Origin of the sequence: Solibacillus sp. FSL W7-1324 (assembly GCF_038008025.1) — a bacterium.
Lineage (GTDB): Bacteria > Bacillota > Bacilli > Bacillales_A > Planococcaceae > Solibacillus.
In genome coordinates this window covers 2004244-2024389 of sequence record NZ_JBBOYH010000001.1, presented here as the reverse complement: position 1 = coordinate 2024389, position 20146 = coordinate 2004244, and the positions used below count along the sequence as shown (strand labels likewise).

The following is a 20146-nucleotide window of genomic DNA, read 5'->3' as shown; positions in this document are numbered from 1 at the left end:
CACATCCACAGAGAGGACTTACAACAATGAATTTTAATACGAATGAAAAAATTAATCAAGTTTCTGAAAATACACTAGTAATCGGTATCGATATTGCGAAGCACAAACATTTTGCTTGCGCTATTGATGATCGAGGCCGAGTGCTCCAAAAATCATTTCCTATTACACAGTCACGCATTGGATTTGAAGGCTTTTATGAGCGCTTACTCGCTCTAAAAACCACTCATGAAAAACAGGAAATCCTCGTTGGTTTTGAGCCAACAGGACACTACTGGATGAACTTGGCGGCGTTTCTGACAAGCTACGGAATACCATTCGTGATGGTCAATCCAATGCACGTCAATCGTTCCAAGGAATTGGACGACAATCTTCAAACGAAAAATGACCAAAAAGACGCACTTGTCATTGCTCGCCTCATGCGAGATGGTCGCTTCAGCTATCCACGACATCTCGAAGGTATCGAAGCGGAGTTACGAAATGGTGCGACATTACGTTCAAAGATTCAAGAAGACTTAAATGCCCTACAAAATCGCATGATTCGTTGGCTGGATCGCTTTTTTCCTGAATTCACACAAGTGTTTAAAAGCTTTGGGAAAATGGCGTATGCGGTACTTGAAAAAACACCATTACCAACAGATATTGTAGGCAAATCACCAGAAGAGTTACTATTTTTATATCGCCAGGTAGACGGTCTGAAAAGCCCACAGCTACCAAAGGCAAAACAATTAGTCGAGGTAGCAGAAAGCTCAATCGGACTGACAGAAGGTATAGTGATGGCCAAATTCGAAATCGCCACGCTTCTTTCCCAGCACAAATTGATGCAAGCACAACTAGACGACTTAACAAGTCAACTCGCAGAGTTAGCCAAACAAATGACGGATTATGACTATTTAGCATCGGTACCTGGAATCGGGGATGTCACGATTGTCGATTTACTATCAGAGATTGGTTCTTTAACGCAATATACACATCCACGCCAATTAATTAAACTAGCGGGACTCACATTGCGTGAAAACTCTTCCGGTCAGCAAAAAGGACAAAAACGGATTTCTAAACGAGGTAGAAGAAAACTTCGCGCCCTCCTCTTCCGAGTCATGATGCCTTTAATCTTGCATAATCCAGCATTCAAACAATTACATGAATACTACACAACACGTACAGTCAATCCGCTTCGAAAAAAGCAGTCCATCGTCGTGTTATGTGGGAAGTTACTGAAGATTTTACATGCCTTATGTAAAAAGAAAACCATGTTTAATGAACAACAAATGATGAACGATTTTGCCAGTCTCCAAACAGCTGCTTAAGCGTACTTCATCAAAAGTTTAACCAAGAGGATGACACGGAGAAGCCGGCATTATTTACCCCATCCGACCGTGATTAATTAAACGAGTCCCTAAAGGAGCATCGCCAGCCTCTGCCTTATGAATAGACCGAACGAAGGAATGTACGCGCAATCAGACGCCTAGAGACATGGGAGGGTCCGTCATCATAAGCTACGCAGAGATCCAAAAGTGCATCAATATACAGCACAGGATCAGGAGGAACATTACCAATTAATGGTTCATCTTTTAGCGAAGCTTTCAGATATATTGTTAAAAAAATCAATAATTACAAAATAAAGATAGATGTACGTGTCGGGAGAATATTTTTTTGACACTCTAAAATGGCGTGAGCCATTGATACATCAACATTTATAGAGGGAGGAATGCAGCATGTTTAATCTGATTAGGCGTGATGTAATATTACAGAAAAAACAGCTATTACTTTTTGTACCTTTTGTCATTTTCTTTATTTTCATGGAAGCAAATCCTGCTATGATTTTTCTCGTTGCCAGTATTCTGATTCCCTTTAACACATATGCTTACGATGAAAAAGTTGAAACGAACATCTTATTAAATTCCTTACCTTATACACGCTCGGAAATTATCGCATCCCGCTATATCGGTGCTGTGATCTATATGGTGTTAGCAATCGGTGTGACAAGTCTCACATTATTTGTTTTCAATAAACCTTTTACACTTACACATATTGCGATTGGTTGTAGTTTATTTTTAGTATTTGCTTCATTTACCTTCCCATTATTTTATTTATTTAAGCCAGGTTATATTTTTCCGACTGTATTGATTAGTTTTCTCCTTTTAGCAGCGGTCGGACCATCTATTGTGTTATTTTTAGCTGAACAATTGACTGTGATCAAGGATTTTATTGTTAATTTATCTAACCCTGCTTTATATACAGGCGCAACAATAATCGTCATCACAATCTATGTCGGTTCCTGGTTGGTAACAAACAGCATTTATCAGCGAAAGGCGTTTTAAATAAAGATAACACTCCATCTAGTATATAAATATATGTAGCTATTCAAAGAGCAAACTTCGCATCGCGCGGGTTTGCTTTTTTTATTTTTAATTAGGAATTAATACATACAAAATTTCAATGAATTACTTATTTGTTTCAATAATAGTATATTTATGGTAATTTAGTAATAATTCAGTTTTTTATAATAAGGGGGAGTATCAATATGGTTTCATTTCCTAAACCAGGGGCAGAGCAGTTTTTACGTACATTTTCGATAAGGGATTTTGCGATCAGTCCAGATGAAAACCAGCTCGTTTTCAGTACAAATTTAAACGGAAAGTATAACTTATGGGCAATGAATCTGCCAAGCACATTTCCAACACAGTTGACATTCAATAACCAGAGTTGTCAGGGTCTTTTGTATGATAAACAAGGACGATTTATCCTTGCTGGTTTTGATCACGATGGCGATGAAAATACACAGTTCTTCGGTCTGCCTCTTCATGGTGGTACATTACAGCCAATTATTCAGGAAGAAGGAACGCGCAATACTGGAATGATTCTTTCAGAAGACGGGAATAGGCTTTATTACACTTCTTCAAAAGGAAATCCTTCTTTTTTGAATACTTATAAATATGACCTGGAAACAGGGGAGGAAGAATTGGTTTTAGAAGGAAAAATGACACCTACATTAACTGTTGGTTTAAGCTCTAATGAAGAAACGCTCCTTTATATGACGGCGTATTCAAATACACATACACTGTTGTATGCAAAACGGGGGAACGATCATATTTTGCTGACACCGGCTACCGATTCTCAGCACACGGTTAGTGATGCATGTTTTGCAACAGATAATCTTGTTTATTTATTAACAGACTACAACGCAGATTTTACATACTTAGCATCGTATAATTTGGAAACGGATGAATTTACTAAAATTAAAGAGATAGAGAATGAAGGCTTCACTACCCTGAAATATGACAAGCACAATCAACGCCTTTATATTGTTAGTGAAAAAGGTGTAGAAGATACGGTATACAAGTATGATTTGTCCTCGGATGAGTGGGAGAAAATACAAACGCCATGTAGTACGATTGATAAATTGGTTGTCACGAAATCAGGAAATTTATATATGTTAGGCGGTACTGCTATTAAACCGGATAATATTTACCAATTTACAGAAAATGATTGGACTTCTCTTACTCAATATGCGGTTCCGGGTGTTGATCAAAGCGAATTAGTGGAGCCTGAAGTGATTACGTATACATCTTTTGATGGGCTGGCAATTGAATCCCTATTCTTCAAAGCAAAAAAGGAAAATGATAATGGGGAAATCATCTTTTGGCCACATGGCGGTCCTCAAGCTGCAGAGCGAAAATTCTTCAGAGCATCGTTCCAATTCTTTTTAAATAATGGCTATAGTATATTTGCGCCAAATTTCCGTGGATCAACAGGTTATGGATTAGCTTTCACGAAAATGGTGGACGGAGATTGGGGATATGGTCCACGTCTTGATAATGTCGCAGGTCTCGATTGGCTTATTGATAACGGCTATGCAGAAAAAGGGAATATATTATTGATGGGCGGAAGCTATGGTGGCTATATGGCCTTATTGCTTCACGGACGACATGCAGAATATTTCAAAGCGGTAGTCGATATTTTTGGACCGTCGGATTTGTTTTCATTCGTCAATTCAGTTCCGGAAGACTGGAAACCAATGATGGATCAGTGGGTAGGAAATCCAGAACGAGACAAAGAAAAGTTCATTGAATATTCTCCGATCACGTATTTAGAGACGATGACAAAACCAATGCTCGTTATTCAAGGAGCAAATGATCCGCGCGTTGTAAAAGAAGAGTCGGATCAAATTGTACAGGCGTTGAAAGATAAAGGCCGTGAAGTTGAATATATGCTTCTGGAAGACGAAGGTCATGGATTCTCTAAAAAAGAAAATGAAATTGCGGTTTACCAAAAAATCCTTTCGTTCTTTAGTCAATTTGCAACGTCAAAAGTGAAAGCCTAGTGAAAACTTCGAATTGAAATTAGGTTCCTAATTAAACAGCGACAACCACTATACAAGAGTGATTGTCGCTGTTTTACTTTGAAATAAGCTTATCCAATAATGATTGAAACCCTTCGTTCACGACTAGTAGCTGGTCGTTTTCTTTGACTCCAAAAATATAAAATTTATTATTATTTTCTGGGGAATAAATATAGCGATTTTCTAACTGTGTTTCCAGTGCAGGTATACTATCCAATTGATGAACTCTTACTACATATTTAACTTCATTTTCCTGTTTATATTCGATATCGAATAACGGCTCTTCTTTAAGAATTTTATGATCCGGACGCTCCAACTGTACATAGGGGTACCTATACATTTCTATCATTGGAGTAAAAGCTGCATCCGATTCCGTAAAGGTTAACAATTCTTCATTTGCTTTGCGATCTGTTACTGAAATAGTATCAATATGAGTCTCACTACTCATAATCCTTTTTAACACTTCATATCTACTATGCTCTTGCCATAGATTAAAAATAAACCAACCAGCAAAAATGATACCGATTAATGTTACCCAAAGCCATCTTTTCATAATTACCACCTTACTTAATTTACTTACATCTTAAACTACTTCTATATAATTTAGTGAAATCCTTTAAAAGAAAAAGGGGGACATTAGCTATCCCTGACATTACTTACAAATATAAAAGTTGAAACATTTTCCATTTTTATTCGTATAGTTACATAAAGGGGGAATGAATATGCCTCTCAATAATAAGTTACGAAATGAGAAAATAACTAAGTCTAACTATGTTATTCCTGTTTTCATTGGTGTAGCAATAGGTGCTGTTTTAGGTGTATTTGCATATGTGAAGGACTGGCTCTGAATTTTATCTGAAAGAAAATTCCTTTACTTTAATAAAAAAATGAAGGGAGGTTAAATTATGGATGCAATATCAATCCTGGTTATTATACTCATCATCACCGGACTGGTTGTATGTGCAATCAAAATGAGAAGTTTGAAAGATAAAATTCATGATAGTACAGCTACACCAATAATCCTTAGATGGATAATAATAACTGTTGCGTGGGGCGTATTGAGCATTTACGTAGTAGCATGGTGGCTAATGCCTCGATTGCTGTAAATTCTTCACTATATAAAAAGAGGGTAATTGAGCCCTTGTTTCGAATGATAATAAGAGGATGTATAAACGAAGGAGCTGTTTAAAAATGTGTGGGATTAGAAACTAAAAATAAAGAACGAGATACTTTGCTTACAAAGCATCGTCATGAACTGATGGATACAATCGAACTTGATCTGATTAAAGACGAGAACGTGTTGGCCGTTTTTTATGGAGGATCCATAGGGAATGAGGAAACGGATTTATATTCTGATATCGATCTCCGTATTGTTGTAAAAGATGAAGTTTATGAGGAATATAGGTTGAACAAAAAGCAACGGGCTAGTAACTGGGGAAATGTACTTTTCTTTGAAGACTTTCATTGGGCAAATTACAGTACGGCACATTACAGGTCATTTATAAAAGTGGACAGCTTTTATTATAAAACAGAGCATATGAAGCCATCTATCTGGACTCAAAAATTAAAAATTGTCCATGATCCAACAGGTTTGATAAATGGTGTATTAACAAAATCAGCCACATTAACGTATAGCCCAACAATTTTAGAAATAGAGCATTGGAGAACAAAATTTTTTGCTTATCTTCATGAAGCATATAGAAGAGTGATAAGAAAAGAAATCTATTATGCACTACACAATTTAGATAATTTAAGATTATCCATGATAACCGGCTGGTATATGGAAGCAGGCATACAACCAAATACCTTTGGGGATTGGGCGAAATTAGAAGGAGATAGAAGCAAATTAAATGAACGGCAATTATCACTGTTAATTCAATGGCACTCTAATAGGGAACAAGAAGAAATTTTAACTGTCATGAAAAATATCATTCCAGAATTTATTCAAGTTCATAAGCAATTATGTGAGCAATACGGCGTCGACGAGAACCCCGAGTGGGTAAAAGAAATTATAGATTTGGTAATGTAATTTCATATATAAGTCAGTGGTAATTTGGCAGTAGAGAATATAAAAAACGCTCAGATTTTATAATTCCTGAGCGTTCAATCTGCCTATTCGACAAAACCCTTACTTCGTGTTCTTAAAAATAATCCCAAAAAGCGTACCTATCCAAACGCCTACAAAAATAGTAAATGCAAAGAAGCCTAGACCCATACCTTCCCAACCACCGACAACTAATATGCTGAAAAGGATTAATCCTAAACAAAGTAGTGTCATTACAGCAGAGGTTAAAAGCAAAACTTTTTTTGAAACTTTACGGGCAATGAAAAACATCATAAATGCAAACAAAATTCCTAACAATATTAAAGGAGTCCAACCGTCCAACATTAAAGCATCCACTAAATTACCTCCTATTATGTTTTCCGCGAACCAACATGACTGTTATATACCTTAAAACACTACTGTAAAAACTTTAACATAAATTTTCCAATTATTTAAGGGCATTAGGAAATTGCTGACTATTGATTACTCAAAATGTCTTATAATTAAATCCGAAGAAATCGGCTTTCGCTGCATTTCTCTCGCCCAAATGGACAGCTGACCGATGTGATGAATTTCATGCGTTATCATATGGGCGAGAATCTTTTTTTGTGTAAACTCTAATAGTGAACCGTCCCGTCGCTGTACTTCTATTATTTTGAACTCATAGTCTGAAGGAAGTTGTTCAATAAACTGTTCAGTTAACGATTGGACAAAACTCGAATATTCTTTGATCTCACTCAAATGAGTAAGGATTTGACGCCCAACAAAAGCTACTTTTCCATCAACTAATTGAATTCAACCAAAGCAACTCACAATCTATTATATGGATAAGTGTTTCACGAATACTTTTCATACCCCCAACGCGTTCTTTAAAAAATTCTTCTTCAGATAATGATTCACACCATTTGAACCATTCTTCCCGTACTTGCCAATTATATTTAAATAAAGATAACATTTTGCACCTCATTCTAGTAGAATAGTAAACAAATTATAACTTAAATGGGTTTATTGGGAAATAGTAGTGAAGGTAGCGTTTCAAATAAGGAGTTGAACGAATGAATAAAAATACTTCAAATAAGGTCTACATTAAGAAGTAACTGGAGTGAGTGCATGAAAAAAAGTAAAACAGTCGTAGCCATATTATTCTTAATTGTTGCTTTAGGTGCTAGCAGTTATATCTACTTCAACCAGCAAGTAGCTTTTGAACAATTTTTTAAATTTGATGAGGATTATGTAAAAACTAAAGACGGTGATATAACAATTTATAGGGCTCAGGAAGTTTTGTTTGATACAGAAGCCGTTCTTGACCGGATAGAACCGACAAAACAGTTGGCACAAGACATTTTAAAAAAGGACTATAAGACACATAAGTCGCTGCCTATTTTCGTTACACTACCTGGATATAAAGGTCACGAAAAGATGGGGGCAAACACTGGAGTATATATAGATAATATGGGGATAATCTTCATAAACGGGGAAAATGCGCAGTTTTCATCGTATACAGCTGTCCATGAATATAGTCATTTTTTATTTGATTTATACTTAAGCGAGAATGGCATTTCGATTCAGGAAATACCTGCATGGTTCACCGAGGGAATAGCGGAATACTTTTCGTTTAAAATCGAACAGGCTTTGCCAACTTTTTATACATATTACTTCAATACTTTCCCATTTGATAAATTACATGAAATTAACAGTGGGAATGTCAATACAATCTACCTTCAAGGCTTTTATGCCATTTTTGATTTAATTGAATCATATGATGAAGATGTCATAACTCAAATTATCTCATCTTATAAGACGTCGGGTGATTTTTCAGCAGCTTTTGAAGAAGTAACGGATGAAAACTATGCCGAGTACCATGATAACTTTCGCTTAAATAAAAATAAAATCGATCTATTGGCCGATCAACTTTCAGAGCCGGAAAAGGTACTCGAAACGGGTGAACAACTATTGGCTAATCAAGCGAGCATTAACCCATATTCTCCATTTATTTTGCCATACCTCGTTTCCGCTGCAATTGAGTTAAATGAAATAAGTTTGGCGAAAACGTATTTGGATTCACTTGACCAACTATTGTTTAACCCCAATGATTATTTATATTTTGCGGTGCAATTTCAAGAAGCAGGCGAACATTCAATAGCTGCCAAACTGATTGAAAAAGGTCGTTATTTTGGAAAAGCCTATCATTATGTTCTGGAGTTATATGAAAGGGAGGCTGAAAAGATACTTACATCAGAAGAGCTATAGTTAGAGATTAAATAAAACTATCTAGTCGGCAAGAATGTGGGGTAATTAATCATGGGGAATTTTTTTACTAGTCTAATTTTAATATTGTCCATCTTTGGACTTGTACTATTTATTATGAATAAGTTTTTAAGAAAATGGCTAAACGGGGAGAAGAAAGAGTTTTTCTCCAATCACTTTGTAAATAAAAAACATAAAAAAATGGATTGGACTATTAGAATTACTTTTATAGTCGTTATGCTAGTTGGTTTTTTCTTTAACGTCAGTGAAGATCCTTCAAAGCACATTTGGTTTTTGCAACCATATATCCTTTTGTTTGGATTAATTTTTGTAACTGAACTGGTCAGGATTGTTATGGAGAAAAGATATGCTGCAAACAAAAATGATTATATTTTTACATCTGTACAATTAGTAGTCATCTCGCTATTTTTAATCGCATTGTTTTCGACAGATTTTTTTGGCTTGCTGGCATGGGAGTAAATACGTATTCTTTTTCGCTTAAAGCTTATTAAGTAAGGAACCACTCATGAAAAAGAAGTTAATAATGGGGATTATATTAATCGCTCTTATATGTGCAGGGCTGTTTCAAGTTACGAAACTGAGAACCTTTCAATTATTTGGTGCGTTGACCTACCACGCGGAAACAGAGGAGAAGGTTATCGCTTTAACTTTTGATGACGGACCGACAAAGAATGTGGATCAGCTATTGCCATTGCTGGATAAATACAATGCGAAAGCTACATTTTTCCTTATCGGTAATGAAATCGAAAAACACCCTGAAGAAGCAAAAAAATTATTCGATGCAGGGCATCAAATTGGAAATCACACGTATTCACATAAAAGAATGGTATTAAAATCGCCTTCTTTTATTAAAGAGGAAATAGAAAAAACGGATGAGCTGATCAGAAGCATTGGGTACACCGAGGAGATTGATTTTCGCCCACCTTACGGCAAAAAATTCATTGGCCTGCCTTATTATTTAAACAAACATAATAAGGAAACCATCATGTGGTCGTTGGATCCGGAAACGTATTATACAAGTGTAAATGAAAAAATCAGTTATGTAATGGAGAACATTGAACCGGGCTCGATTATTTTACTGCATCCAATGTATGATCAAACCGGCGAGATATTACAAGTTGTTGAAACGATTTTAAAAGAACTTACGAATGAAGGTTATCGGTTTGTAACAGTGGATGAACTTCAGGCGCTATGATCTCTTGATAGCACAGTATTTTATAAAACCTGTATCTTTGATTACTCGATAATCTACGGTACAGGTTTTTATAATTGTATAACGAAGTATTTTTAGAAATTTGAACCTATATAGCATTGGCAATCGTCTAATAGCAGAATTGATAATGATTAGTAAGGGGGGCAGTACATTGGACAGTGAAGAAAAGGATTATTTACTAGAAAAAATAATGATTGAATATGGGACTGAGCTGGTGCGGCTTGCATTTTCCTATGTGAGAGATAAAGAAGTTGCGAAGGACCTTGTTCAAAATACATTTATAAAATGTTATAACAACCTGGAATCCTATCGATTTGAGGCGCAAATCAAAACATGGCTTTATCGTATAACCATCAATGAATGCAAAGATTATTTAAAAAGTTGGCACTATAAAATGGTACAGGTTAAAAGTTTTATTAATGAAACAACCAAGGCTGTACTACCATCAATAGAAAAAACCGTAATTGATAAATATAAAGATGAAGAAATTAAAGATATCATTCTATCTCTTCCTAAAATCTATCGGGAAGTTGTTTATCTTTACTATTATAATTCATTAAACACAGAAGAAATTGCCGGTGTTTTGAATATCTCAGTGAATACTGTGAAAACGCGATTAAGAAGAGCGAAGCAACGGTTAGAGCCAATGATAAAGGAGGCGGAATTTAATGGGAGATAAACGATTCAGAAGGGAAGCTAACATTTTAGATCAAGAATTGAAATTTACTAAAGAGGACCGGAATGAAGTATTCAAAAGAATCCATAACTCACAGAAAAATAATATGCCCAAAAAATATGTAATTCCACTAAGAAAAGCAATCCCGCTTACATCAGCTTTTTTCATTGTAGGCCTATGTTTATTTTTATTCCTTCCGTCAATGCTTTCTGGGAATATTACCAAAGAAACTAGTAGCATAAATTTAAATAAAGAAACGAATCCAACAGTTGCAGGCACTACAGAAACAGAAGAGGCAAAAGTGTTAACGACATTAATTACGGTTAAGTCTGAAAAAATGGAGGATCGAATTTACCTCAACCTTTTACTTTCATACAGTACAGACAAAAAAATAGTGAAAGTGGTATCGATTCCTTCTGATACATATGTACCTGTTGCTGAACAAGATGAAGCGACTACATTAAACGACAAACTGTTATTTGCGTATAAATTCGGGGGAGCTAAAAATGTGAGAACAATTGTCTCTAATCTTTTTGATATACCGATTGATCACCATGCAGTGATTGAACTGAGGAGTTTTTCTTCGCTCATGGATTCTATTGGTGGGATAGAGTATCATTTGCAGGATGACATGACAGTAAGGGGGATAACTCAAGCGACAATGGAATTTAAAAAAGGCGCCAATCAATTAAATGGAGAAGAAGTCGTAGCATTAATGATGGCTGCTACTGAACCGAATAACCTTGATGAAGGGAACCTTTTAAAGCTGATGGAAGCAGTAATAAATAAAGCGGAAAATCAAACATCAACAAATAAGTTGAAAGAATCATTTGCAAATTCATTAAGCGATATACAGTTGTTAGATAAGGATATTAGAGCTTTCAAACAAATATCCTTAAGCAGCGGAATGATTGATGATGCAATTACAATAAATAATACGGAAGGCCAACACATTTACAGGTTTGATGAGGAATTTTTAAATGCAGTAACGAAAGAGTTAACTACCTTTAAATAATAAATGAAAGAGGCCAGGACATAATAGAATTATTGCTAAATAAAAGGAAAGCCTTTATTAAGAAATGGATATATAGCAAAATTGATTGGAATGGAGGGCGACTCCTGCGGGAATAGCGTGACGCCTGAGACTACAGGCTCAGGCCACGCCCGCGGAAAGCGTCCCGGAATGGAAATCAATTTTAACGCTCAGCAAAGAAATGCTATTTTTCTCTTAGAGAAAAATAGCATTTCTGGGTTATGTTCCAGCCTCATTTTAATTGATTTATTTAATGGATCACTTTTTTATAGTTCTAATGGCTATCTGTGTTAATTTATGTCATGACGAATTGATTTATCGACTAACTTAGCAGGTTAGGATGAGTACTGATTTTTTGCTCTTTTTTGAATATTTATATATTATTAAAACAAAAAAATATTGTTATTGATTCTATTGACGGTTTAAATTTAAGTTGATATTATTCTACTATTGTTTTTAGAAAATCTAATATACCTTGTATAAATTCAAGAAGATGGCTTGAAAGTTTCTACCAGCTACCGATAATAGCTGACTACAAGGAATGGGAAATGAATTTTATTTTTATTCCATTTTGTAGAGAAGCTTTGGCCTATATTGGTCAGAGCTTTTTTTATTCTAGGATAATAAATTAATTGCTATCGAAATAGCAACTAGGAGAGTACAACATGAAAAACTTTTTCAAATTTGCAGAACGGGGTACTTCGTATAAAACCGAAACACTTGCTGGGATTACGACATTCTTATCAATTGCCTATATTTTAATCGTCAACCCTATTATTCTAAGTCAATCCGGCATGGATCACGGAGCTGTATTTACTGCAACTGCGCTTACTGCAATTATCGGTACATTGTTAATGGGTATCCTTGCGAACTTCCCGATCGCTATTGCACCAAGTATGGGATTAAACTCATTCTTTACTTTTACCGTTTGTATTGGAATGGGAATTGATTGGCAAGTTACTTTAACAGGTGTATTTGTTGCCGGTATCATCTTCCTGATTTTAAGTTTATTTAAAATCCGTGAAAAAATTATTAACATTATTCCGAGTGATTTAAAGTTCGCGATTGCTTCAGGGATTGGATTTTTCATTACATTTGTCGGATTAAAAAACGGTGGCATTATCGTTGGTAATCCGGATACATTTGTGGCGATTGGTGATTTAACATCACCGATGACGTTATTAGCGATCCTAGGTATTTTCCTTACAATCATTATGCTAGTTAAAGGCATTAACGGCGGTATTTTCTACGCAATGGTTATTACTACAATTATCGGGATGCTGTTCGGTAAGATCGAAGTACCTTCTTCAATCATTGGTAGTATCCCAAGCCTTGAACCGACATTTGGTGTTGTGTTTGGTCATTTAGATGAAATTTTTACAGCAGAAATCCTGACAGTCATCTTCACGTTCCTGATTGTCGCTTTCTTTGACACAGCAGGTGCATTAATTGGACTGACAAGCCAGGCAGGCATGATGAAAGACAATAAAATTCCGAATATCGGAAAAGGGTTACTTGCCGATTCAGCTGCCGGTGTAATTGGAGCGGTATTAGGTACATCAACACCTGCAACAAGCGTTGAATCTTCTGCGGGTATTGCAGTTGGAGGTAAAACCGGTTTTACATCAGTCGTTATTGCAGTATGTTTTGTCATCGCATTATTCTTCTCACCACTTGTTAGCGTTATTTCTGTGGAAGTAACATCTGCTGCATTAATTATTGTCGGTGCGCTGATGGCGATGGAAATACGTCGAATTAACTGGACAAAGTTAGAAATTGTCATTCCGGCATTTTTAACGATTATTATGATGCCGCTGACTTCCAGTGTAGTTATCGGGATCGGGTTAGGTTTTGTGCTGTATCCGATTTGTCTCATCGCACAAAAGCGCGCTAAAGAAATCCACCCGATCATGTATGTGCTTTGCCTGTTATTCCTTTTATACTTTGCATTTATTGTATAAATGGGCTACAAAATTAATGTAATTAAAGACATAGTATCTAATTTTCGAGCATGAACCTGCTACAAGGATCATGCTCGTTTTTTAGTGTGCCCGGCATGCACAACAGCCTGGTGGTGAAAGTCCACTACAGGCTTGGCAGTAGGAACTGTTAGCGAAAGACAAGGGTGTCCATGGTGACGTGGAATCTGAAGGAAGTCGGACGCAAACTCTCGAACTGACGAACAGAAATCAGATAAAAGGCTGACTTGGGACGGATGAGCTTGCTAAACAAAGCGAAGTCCAATACTGCCCAAATCCCATACAGTAAATCTGGCAGTTACATGAGAGGAAGGCGGTTGTGCTTACCCGGGGAGGTCTCTTGAGGGTTATTCAATTAACAATTTGTTTAGTGATAAATGGATGAATCAAGAGAAGTCAGCAGAAGCCATAGTAGTCTTCGACCGAAGATGAAGGGCCGAACAATCTTTTAAATCTTGAAAGAAACAAGGAGGTGGAGACATCCCGCCAAAACACAGAAAACATCAAGGTATAGACCGAATAGATGGCTACTTATAGAGGGATAAGCTGGAAGCGAAAGAGTATATAAGAGCGTGTAGGGATGTAAACATGGAAATGAAGAAACAAGAAAGTATCAATTTAATTGACAGAATTGCGTCCCATAGAAACCTATGGAATGCATATAAGAAAGTAAAAGGAAATGGAGGAGCACCTGGAATCGACGGTATCACGGTTGATGGACTGAAGGCGCATTTAATAAAATATGAGGAACCATTGAAAAGGAAATTAAAAGATGGTTCCTACCAACCTCAACCAGTGAAACGAGTAGCTATCCCAAAAGCGAATGGCTCCAAACGATATCTAGGTATACCATGTGTATTGGACAGAGTTGTTCAACAAGCCATTCTACAAGTCATCCAACCAATAATTGATCCACACTTTTCAGACAAAAGTTTTGGCTTTCGAAAAGGTCGAAACCAACACCAGGCAATTGCCCTCGCTAAGAAATATTACGAGGAAGGTTATCGAACAGTGGTGGACTGTGACTTGAAAAGTTACTTCGATACGATTCATCACCAGCGACTACGAGCTTATTTGGAAGAATTCATAACAGATAAAATAGTACTTAAGCTAATATGGAAATTCTTACGCTCAGGCATATTGGACAAGGACATCCTCATTGAAACGACAGAAGGTACACCCCAAGGGGGTCCACTCTCTCCAATTCTAGCAAACGTGTATTTAAACAAGCTAGATAGAGAGTTAGAAAAACGAGGACACCGATTCATTCGCTATGCGGATGATTTTGTGATTTATGTAAAGTCACCAAGAGCAGGTGAACGCGTCATGACCAGTGTCAAGAATTTTATCGAAGATGAACTGGGTCTCACAATCAATGAGCAGAAAAGTAAAGTATGTGGCGCAACAGCAGCTACATTCTTAGGGTTTCATCTACAAAATCTGTCGGGAAAGTGGGATACCGACCAATCAAGTCCGCCAAGAAACGACTAAAAGATAAGCTAAGAATACTGACGAGTCGTAAACGAACAGGGACATTTAGTGAGATTGTGAAAAGAATCAATCAAACAACGGTTGGTTGGATTAATTACTACGGAGTTTCCAACATGAAAACTTTCATCCAAGAATTACAGGGATGGTTAAACCATCGCTTACGTCAATTAATATGGAAACGGTGGAAGCTACCACGAACTAAATATGTGAAATTACGCCAATACGGAATCCAACATGATGAAGCGATGAAAACGGCGCATTCAAGAAAAGGGTACTGGCGAATATCACGAAGCGAGGTTCTACACCAAGCCATTCCAAATAAAAGGCTCGTAAAATGGGGACTGAAAGACCTGTCCCAATTTTACGAGCAAAGATACTCAAAAGATTGAACCGCCGTATACGGAACCGTACGTACGGTGGTGTGAGAGGTCGGCTAGCCAATTAATGGCTAGCCTCCTACTCGATTGATGAAGTAAATTGGTTAATTATGGTATATTTATAAGGTGAAGTATATGAAAATCTTAATTTAATACCCTAGATTGTGGAATGAATTCATGGAGGTAATTATGGATAAATGGAAAACTTTAAAAACTGAGTATATACATAAAAGTCCTTTCGGCAATATTCGAAAAGACGAATGCGAGCTTCCCAATGGTATTGTGATTGATGATTATTATGTAAATGAATATTCAGATTGGGTAAACGCTGTCGTATTAACAAAGGAAAACAAGGTGGTCCTTGTTGAACAGTATCGTTATGCTGGCAATGAATTTTACCTTGAAGTCCCAGCTGGAAAAATTGAAGAAAACGAAACATATGAGGAAGCAATAATCAGAGAAGTAAAGGAAGAGACCGGCTTTATTTCAGATAGCAAGCCTATACTTCTAGGAGAATTCATGGTTAACCCCGCTACACAAAATAACAAAGTAATTACTTTTCTGTTCCTTGATGCTTTTAAGAAATTTGAACAAGATTTAGATGATACGGAAGAGCTTACAATTAATTTATTTGATTTTAATGATATGGATAGACTGATAAAGTCGAAGCAAATAAATACACAACTGTTTACAGCACATGCCTACACAATGGCCAAAATGTACCTTATTGAAAAACAATTAAGTCTCTAAGAATATAGGAAAAGAGGTAAGGAAATGTCTCATGTAAGAATACGATGTACAGCATTGATCATCGAAAATAATTCGGTACTTTTAGTCGAGTATGATGACAACGGGATCCATTATAATTTACCGGGCGGGGGACTTGAAACCGGTGAAACAATAATGGAGGGTGTCGCAAGAGAAGTGCTTGAAGAAACTACGGCAGATGTTGAGGTTGGTCCGTTAGCATTGATTTATGAATTTCCACCGCATAAGCAATCAGGTGATTATGATGAAAATGGGAAACATGGACTTCATCTTATATTTGAATGTACATTAAAGAATCAATCGGTCCCGAAATTACCCGAAAATCCAGATCCAAATCAAACGGCGGTGAAATGGATTCCTATAGAACAATTGGATTCAATCTTGCTCATTCCAAATATCAAAAATGAAATAAAAAACTATATTGATAATAAAAGAAATATTGAATTGATTGAGGATTACAGCCTGGAGAAACTATATTTGAAGTGAATGTCAGTTTGATAAAATATTCTCAGAAATATATAAAATAATAAAATGGAGGGGTTATAGTATAGCACATTATTATACGGAAACGAGAGCCTACTTTACTTTATTTGGAGAGGATTTTCCTTTGGAGGAATTCACTGGAGAAATAGGAATCATTCCAACAGAAGCATACAAAAAAGGTGAGGAATTTATTCGAGGTAAAACAAAACATATAAGATTTGAAACGGCATGGGAGTACGGGCTCGATTACAAAATGACTAACTACCCTGAGGAACAAATTCACACCATTGTAAATATACTATATAACTCAATAGAGATTATTAAAAAATATGTAGATACCTACAATCTGAAATGCAAATTAGTTACGGTTGTTTGTTTTAATCGTGAGCCCACACGAAGGCTTGTTATGAATAATAAAGCAATTGAATTTGCCAATCGGGTAAAAGGAGAATTTGAATTCGATATTTATAATTTTGCCGATTAGAAAGATATTTTAATGGGTTGCTATTTATTGTTGCCGACTCCTAATTAATGAAACTTTTTTGTTCCCGATTGCGTATAAACTATAACAAATCGTTTAGTTGGAGAGGGGAATATATATGTCTGAAAAGGGCTGTATAAAATGTGGAAGTAAGGATGCGAGCAAGAAGGAAGTGGCGATGACTGGTACGGGGTTATCGAAAATGTTTGATGTTCAACACAATCAGTTTATTGTCGTTTACTGCAATAACTGTGGATATTCTGAGTTCTATAATAAAAAGTCGTCTTCAGCATCAAATATTTTGGACCTGTTTTTTGGTTAAAAAACAAAACTGCTATTTAAAAACTTACCGGAGTCTAAATGATCTAAATCAGAGCTAATCATGTAAATGTCTTGCATTTTTTCTTCTGTGGCGTTAAGATAAGGTCAAGTTAATAGACCGGTTTGAGTTAAAGAGAGACCTTAAAGAACGCACAAAGCGATATTTGTGTGGTGCTTTAAGGTCTCTCTTTTTTGTCTACAATAAGGAGGAAACATTATGTCAACAGCTTCATCATTACAACGTTCAGTCATCATGAATGATTTACAAAGCAAAGAATATGACGTTTTAGTTATCGGAGGCGGTATTACGGGTGTGGGAATCGCACTTGATGCCATTACGCGCGGTTTGTCGGTCGCATTAGTGGAAATGCAGGATTTTGCGGCTGGTACATCAAGCCGCTCAACAAAATTAGTCCACGGCGGTTTACGCTATTTAAAACAATTTGAGATTAAAGAAGTAGCCGAGTTAGGTAAAGAGCGTGCGATCGTGTATGAAAATGGTCCGCACGTAACAACACCTGTATGGATGCTATTACCGTTCCATAAGGGTGGTACATTCGGTAAATTCTCTACATCTGTTGGATTACGTGTGTACGATTTCCTGGCAGGGGTAAAAAAATCAGAACGCCGCTACATGCTAAATAGTGCGCAAACTTTAGAAAAAGAGCCATTGGTTAAACAAGCCGATTTATTAGGCGGCGGTGTTTATGTAGAATACCGTACTGACGATGCACGCTTAACAATCGAGGTAGCTAAAGTTGCGATTGAAAAAGGTGCCGTTTTAGCGAACTACACGAAAGCTTCAGGCTTTTTATATAATGATGCAAAAAAAATTATTGGCATTGAAGCGACTGATTTACTATCAAATGAAACAATTCAAATTCATGCGAAAAAAGTCGTGAACGCAGCAGGTCCATGGGTCGATGATGTACGTAGCATTGAAGGCAAAACAAGTGGAAAACACTTAATTTTATCAAAAGGTGTGCATATCGTTTTTGATGAGTCGAAATTCCCGTTAAAACAGGCGGTTTATTTTGATACACCAGATGGCCGAATGGTATTTGCGATTCCGCGTAACGGTAAAACGTATGTTGGTACGACAGATACATTTTATGAAGGGGATCCGCGCAATATGGATATCGAACAATCCGATCGCGATTACATTATGAACGCCATCCACTATATGTTCCCGAATGTAAAAGTAACGGATGCGGATATTGAGTCAAGCTGGGCTGGCGTACGTCCGTTAATTCATGAAGAAGGAAAAGGGCCATCTGAAATTTCCCGTCATGATGAAGTTTGGGAATCGGCTTCAGGCCTCGTTACAATCGCAGGTGGTAAATTAACAGGCTATCGTAAAATGGCAGAAGCTGTTGTAAATAAAATCTCAGCAAGTTTAAAAGCAGAATTCGGTATAGAGAGCAAGCCTTGTATTACTAAAAACATCCCTATTTCTGGCGGTGAAGTAGGCGGCTCAAAACATATCGAAACATATATTTCGAAAAAGACTGAGTTAGGTGTGAAAGCGGGCTTAACGAAAGAAGATGCAGCTCATTTGGCTCAGCACTACGGCTCGAATGTTGAAAAAGTATTTAGCTATGTGGCGAATGCAAACGACACGATGCCTAAAGCTTTATTTGCTCAGCTAAAATATGGTATTGAGCATGAGCTTGTGACGACACCTGTCGATTTCTTCGTGCGCCGTACGGGGAATATGTTCTTTAATATTGCCTCGGTATTGGCACATAAAGATGCAGTCATTGCATATATGGCTCAGCAGTTAAATTGGACAGATGCCCAATTATCGGAGTTTACAGAACAGTTGAACATTGAAATTACACGTGCAACAACAGCGAAATAATGTAAAATAATATCGTGATATAATTTTGGCTCATCGAAGGCGTGGGAGATTTGAATTAACGCACTCGATGAGCCATATTAATATAAACAGATTTCTTTATTTAGGAGGATGTTATGCCGTTTAATGATCAGAAAATTATTCCTGCTGCCCGAACGATCAAACAGTTTGATAAAGTAGTAAAAAGTGAATTTGAATATATCGTATTGCTTGAAGTGCATTTAAGCCATCTACGCTCGCTTAAACAGGAAGCTGAACGCCATGGAAAAAAATTAATTATTCATGCGGATCTAATTCACGGCTTGAAGACGGATAATTTTGCTGCGGATTACTTGTGTAACGATATACGTCCGGCAGGCATTATTTCTACACGTTCCAATATGATTTTAAAAGCGAAATCTCGCGGTATTTTAGCGATTCAGCGTGTCTTTTTAATCGATACGATTGCACTTGAAAAAAGCTATTCACTGCTGGAGCAAACGTCACCGGATTTTATTGAATTGCTCCCGGGTGTTATCCCGGAAATGATTAACGAAGTCTATACGCAAACAGGCATACCCGTTATTACTGGTGGTCTAATTCGGACGGACGAGCAAATTAAGCAGGCATTTGATGCAGGTGCAATTGCCATTACTACGTCAAACAAAGAATTGTGGAAACGTTTTCAAAAAGTTGTTGACTAATGGATAATTTCAAACTATTATGATTACTAAGTCGATAAATACGTGGTTGAGTAAAGGAGTCCGCATGTACATTGTTTTACGTGAATTCGTAAAACAATTGTTACTTGCGGACTTTTTTTCTCTTCTAAGTAT

General features: G+C 36.7%; 22 protein-coding genes, 1 pseudogene and 1 riboswitch. Of the genes and pseudogenes, 20 read left to right on the top strand and 3 right to left on the bottom strand.

Features of this window, described 5'->3' with window-relative positions; genetic code table 11:
* The first annotated feature begins 26 nt into the window (after window positions 1-26).
* From MKY71_RS09840 to MKY71_RS09830, 3 genes are all read left to right on the top strand, one after another.
* Window positions 27-1304 (top strand): IS110 family transposase, encoded by a 1278-nt coding sequence (locus MKY71_RS09840; protein ID WP_340732245.1) that lies wholly within the window; start codon window positions 27-29, stop codon window positions 1302-1304.
* 408 nt (window positions 1305-1712) lie between these two features.
* Window positions 1713-2318, top strand: coding sequence for an ABC-2 transporter permease (locus MKY71_RS09835; protein WP_339194624.1), 606 nt, complete (start codon window positions 1713-1715; stop codon window positions 2316-2318).
* A 203-nt stretch (window positions 2319-2521) separates the two neighbouring features.
* A complete protein-coding gene (locus MKY71_RS09830; protein ID WP_340732430.1) occupies window positions 2522-4321 on the top strand; it encodes a S9 family peptidase in 1800 nt (599 codons plus the stop codon).
* 73 nt (window positions 4322-4394) lie between these two features.
* On the opposite strand, the gene MKY71_RS09825 is transcribed toward MKY71_RS09830, so the two are convergent.
* A complete protein-coding gene (locus MKY71_RS09825) occupies window positions 4395-4892 on the bottom strand; it encodes a histone acetyltransferase (protein WP_340732429.1) in 498 nt (165 codons plus the stop codon).
* Between the two features lie 169 nt (window positions 4893-5061).
* Between MKY71_RS09825 and MKY71_RS09820 the strand changes: the two genes are divergently transcribed.
* The 3 genes from MKY71_RS09820 (at window position 5062) to MKY71_RS09810 (ending at window position 6368) form a co-directional block, all read left to right on the top strand.
* On the top strand, window positions 5062-5187 hold the full coding sequence (locus MKY71_RS09820) for a hypothetical protein (RefSeq protein WP_340732427.1): 126 nt from the start codon (window positions 5062-5064) through the stop codon (window positions 5185-5187).
* Window positions 5188-5244: 57 nt separating this feature from the next.
* Window positions 5245-5445, top strand: a complete 201-nt coding sequence (locus MKY71_RS09815; RefSeq protein ID WP_340732425.1) for a phosphate starvation-inducible protein PhoH — start codon at window positions 5245-5247, stop codon at window positions 5443-5445.
* Window positions 5446-5534: 89 nt separating this feature from the next.
* A complete protein-coding gene (locus MKY71_RS09810; RefSeq protein ID WP_340732423.1) occupies window positions 5535-6368 on the top strand; it encodes an aminoglycoside 6-adenylyltransferase in 834 nt (277 codons plus the stop codon).
* Window positions 6369-6467: 99 nt separating this feature from the next.
* Here the strand turns inward: MKY71_RS09810 and MKY71_RS09805 are convergent, their stop codons facing one another.
* Together MKY71_RS09805 and MKY71_RS19975 are read right to left on the bottom strand one after the other, a co-directional pair.
* Window positions 6468-6740 carry a YesK family protein gene (locus tag MKY71_RS09805; protein WP_340732421.1) on the bottom strand — a complete coding sequence of 91 codons (273 nt, stop codon included), beginning with the start codon at window positions 6738-6740 and terminating at the stop codon, window positions 6468-6470.
* Between the two features lie 126 nt (window positions 6741-6866).
* Window positions 6867-7338 (bottom strand): annotated as a pseudogene (locus MKY71_RS19975) (DinB family protein).
* A gap of 155 nt (window positions 7339-7493) precedes the next feature.
* Here MKY71_RS19975 and MKY71_RS09790 point away from each other — a divergent pair.
* From MKY71_RS09790 to MKY71_RS09725, 14 genes are all read left to right on the top strand, one after another.
* Complete coding sequence (locus MKY71_RS09790) at window positions 7494-8633, top strand: collagenase (protein ID WP_340732415.1); 1140 nt, start codon at window positions 7494-7496, stop codon at window positions 8631-8633.
* 51 nt (window positions 8634-8684) lie between these two features.
* The gene (locus tag MKY71_RS09785; protein WP_340732414.1) at window positions 8685-9110 is read left to right on the top strand and encodes a DUF4181 domain-containing protein; all 426 of its coding nucleotides are present in this window, start codon (window positions 8685-8687) and stop codon (window positions 9108-9110) included.
* 46 nt (window positions 9111-9156) lie between these two features.
* Complete coding sequence (locus tag MKY71_RS09780; RefSeq protein WP_340732413.1) at window positions 9157-9846, top strand: polysaccharide deacetylase family protein; 690 nt, start codon at window positions 9157-9159, stop codon at window positions 9844-9846.
* Window positions 9847-10015: 169 nt separating this feature from the next.
* Complete coding sequence (locus tag MKY71_RS09775) at window positions 10016-10543, top strand: sigma-70 family RNA polymerase sigma factor (RefSeq protein ID WP_339171363.1); 528 nt, start codon at window positions 10016-10018, stop codon at window positions 10541-10543.
* The gene (locus MKY71_RS09770) at window positions 10533-11555 is read left to right on the top strand and encodes an LCP family protein (protein ID WP_340732411.1); all 1023 of its coding nucleotides are present in this window, start codon (window positions 10533-10535) and stop codon (window positions 11553-11555) included. Before MKY71_RS09775 ends, MKY71_RS09770 begins: the two co-directional genes overlap by 11 nt.
* 473 nt (window positions 11556-12028) lie before the next feature.
* Window positions 12029-12128, top strand: a riboswitch (purine riboswitch).
* A gap of 110 nt (window positions 12129-12238) precedes the next feature.
* Window positions 12239-13534 carry an NCS2 family permease gene (locus MKY71_RS09765; protein ID WP_340732409.1) on the top strand — a complete coding sequence of 432 codons (1296 nt, stop codon included), beginning with the start codon at window positions 12239-12241 and terminating at the stop codon, window positions 13532-13534.
* Window positions 13535-14146: 612 nt separating this feature from the next.
* A complete protein-coding gene (ltrA, locus tag MKY71_RS09760) occupies window positions 14147-15043 on the top strand; it encodes a group II intron reverse transcriptase/maturase (RefSeq protein WP_339171590.1) in 897 nt (298 codons plus the stop codon).
* The gene (locus MKY71_RS09755) at window positions 14947-15432 is read left to right on the top strand and encodes a group II intron maturase-specific domain-containing protein (RefSeq protein ID WP_339171587.1); all 486 of its coding nucleotides are present in this window, start codon (window positions 14947-14949) and stop codon (window positions 15430-15432) included. Before ltrA ends, MKY71_RS09755 begins: the two co-directional genes overlap by 97 nt.
* 177 nt (window positions 15433-15609) lie before the next feature.
* Window positions 15610-16170, top strand: a complete 561-nt coding sequence (locus MKY71_RS09750) for an NUDIX hydrolase (RefSeq protein WP_340732408.1) — start codon at window positions 15610-15612, stop codon at window positions 16168-16170.
* A gap of 24 nt (window positions 16171-16194) precedes the next feature.
* Window positions 16195-16674 (top strand): NUDIX domain-containing protein, encoded by a 480-nt coding sequence (locus tag MKY71_RS09745; protein ID WP_340732407.1) that lies wholly within the window; start codon window positions 16195-16197, stop codon window positions 16672-16674.
* A gap of 16 nt (window positions 16675-16690) precedes the next feature.
* Complete coding sequence (locus tag MKY71_RS09740) at window positions 16691-17155, top strand: DUF4279 domain-containing protein (protein ID WP_340733629.1); 465 nt, start codon at window positions 16691-16693, stop codon at window positions 17153-17155.
* Between the two features lie 115 nt (window positions 17156-17270).
* Window positions 17271-17474, top strand: a complete 204-nt coding sequence (locus MKY71_RS09735) for a zinc ribbon domain-containing protein (protein WP_340732406.1) — start codon at window positions 17271-17273, stop codon at window positions 17472-17474.
* Between the two features lie 216 nt (window positions 17475-17690).
* Window positions 17691-19334: a glycerol-3-phosphate dehydrogenase/oxidase gene (locus MKY71_RS09730; RefSeq protein ID WP_340732405.1), complete on the top strand. Its 1644-nt coding sequence runs from the start codon at window positions 17691-17693 to the stop codon at window positions 19332-19334.
* Window positions 19335-19447: 113 nt separating this feature from the next.
* Window positions 19448-20014: a glycerol-3-phosphate responsive antiterminator gene (locus MKY71_RS09725; RefSeq protein ID WP_339171346.1), complete on the top strand. Its 567-nt coding sequence runs from the start codon at window positions 19448-19450 to the stop codon at window positions 20012-20014.
* Window positions 20015-20146: the final 132 nt, after the last annotated feature.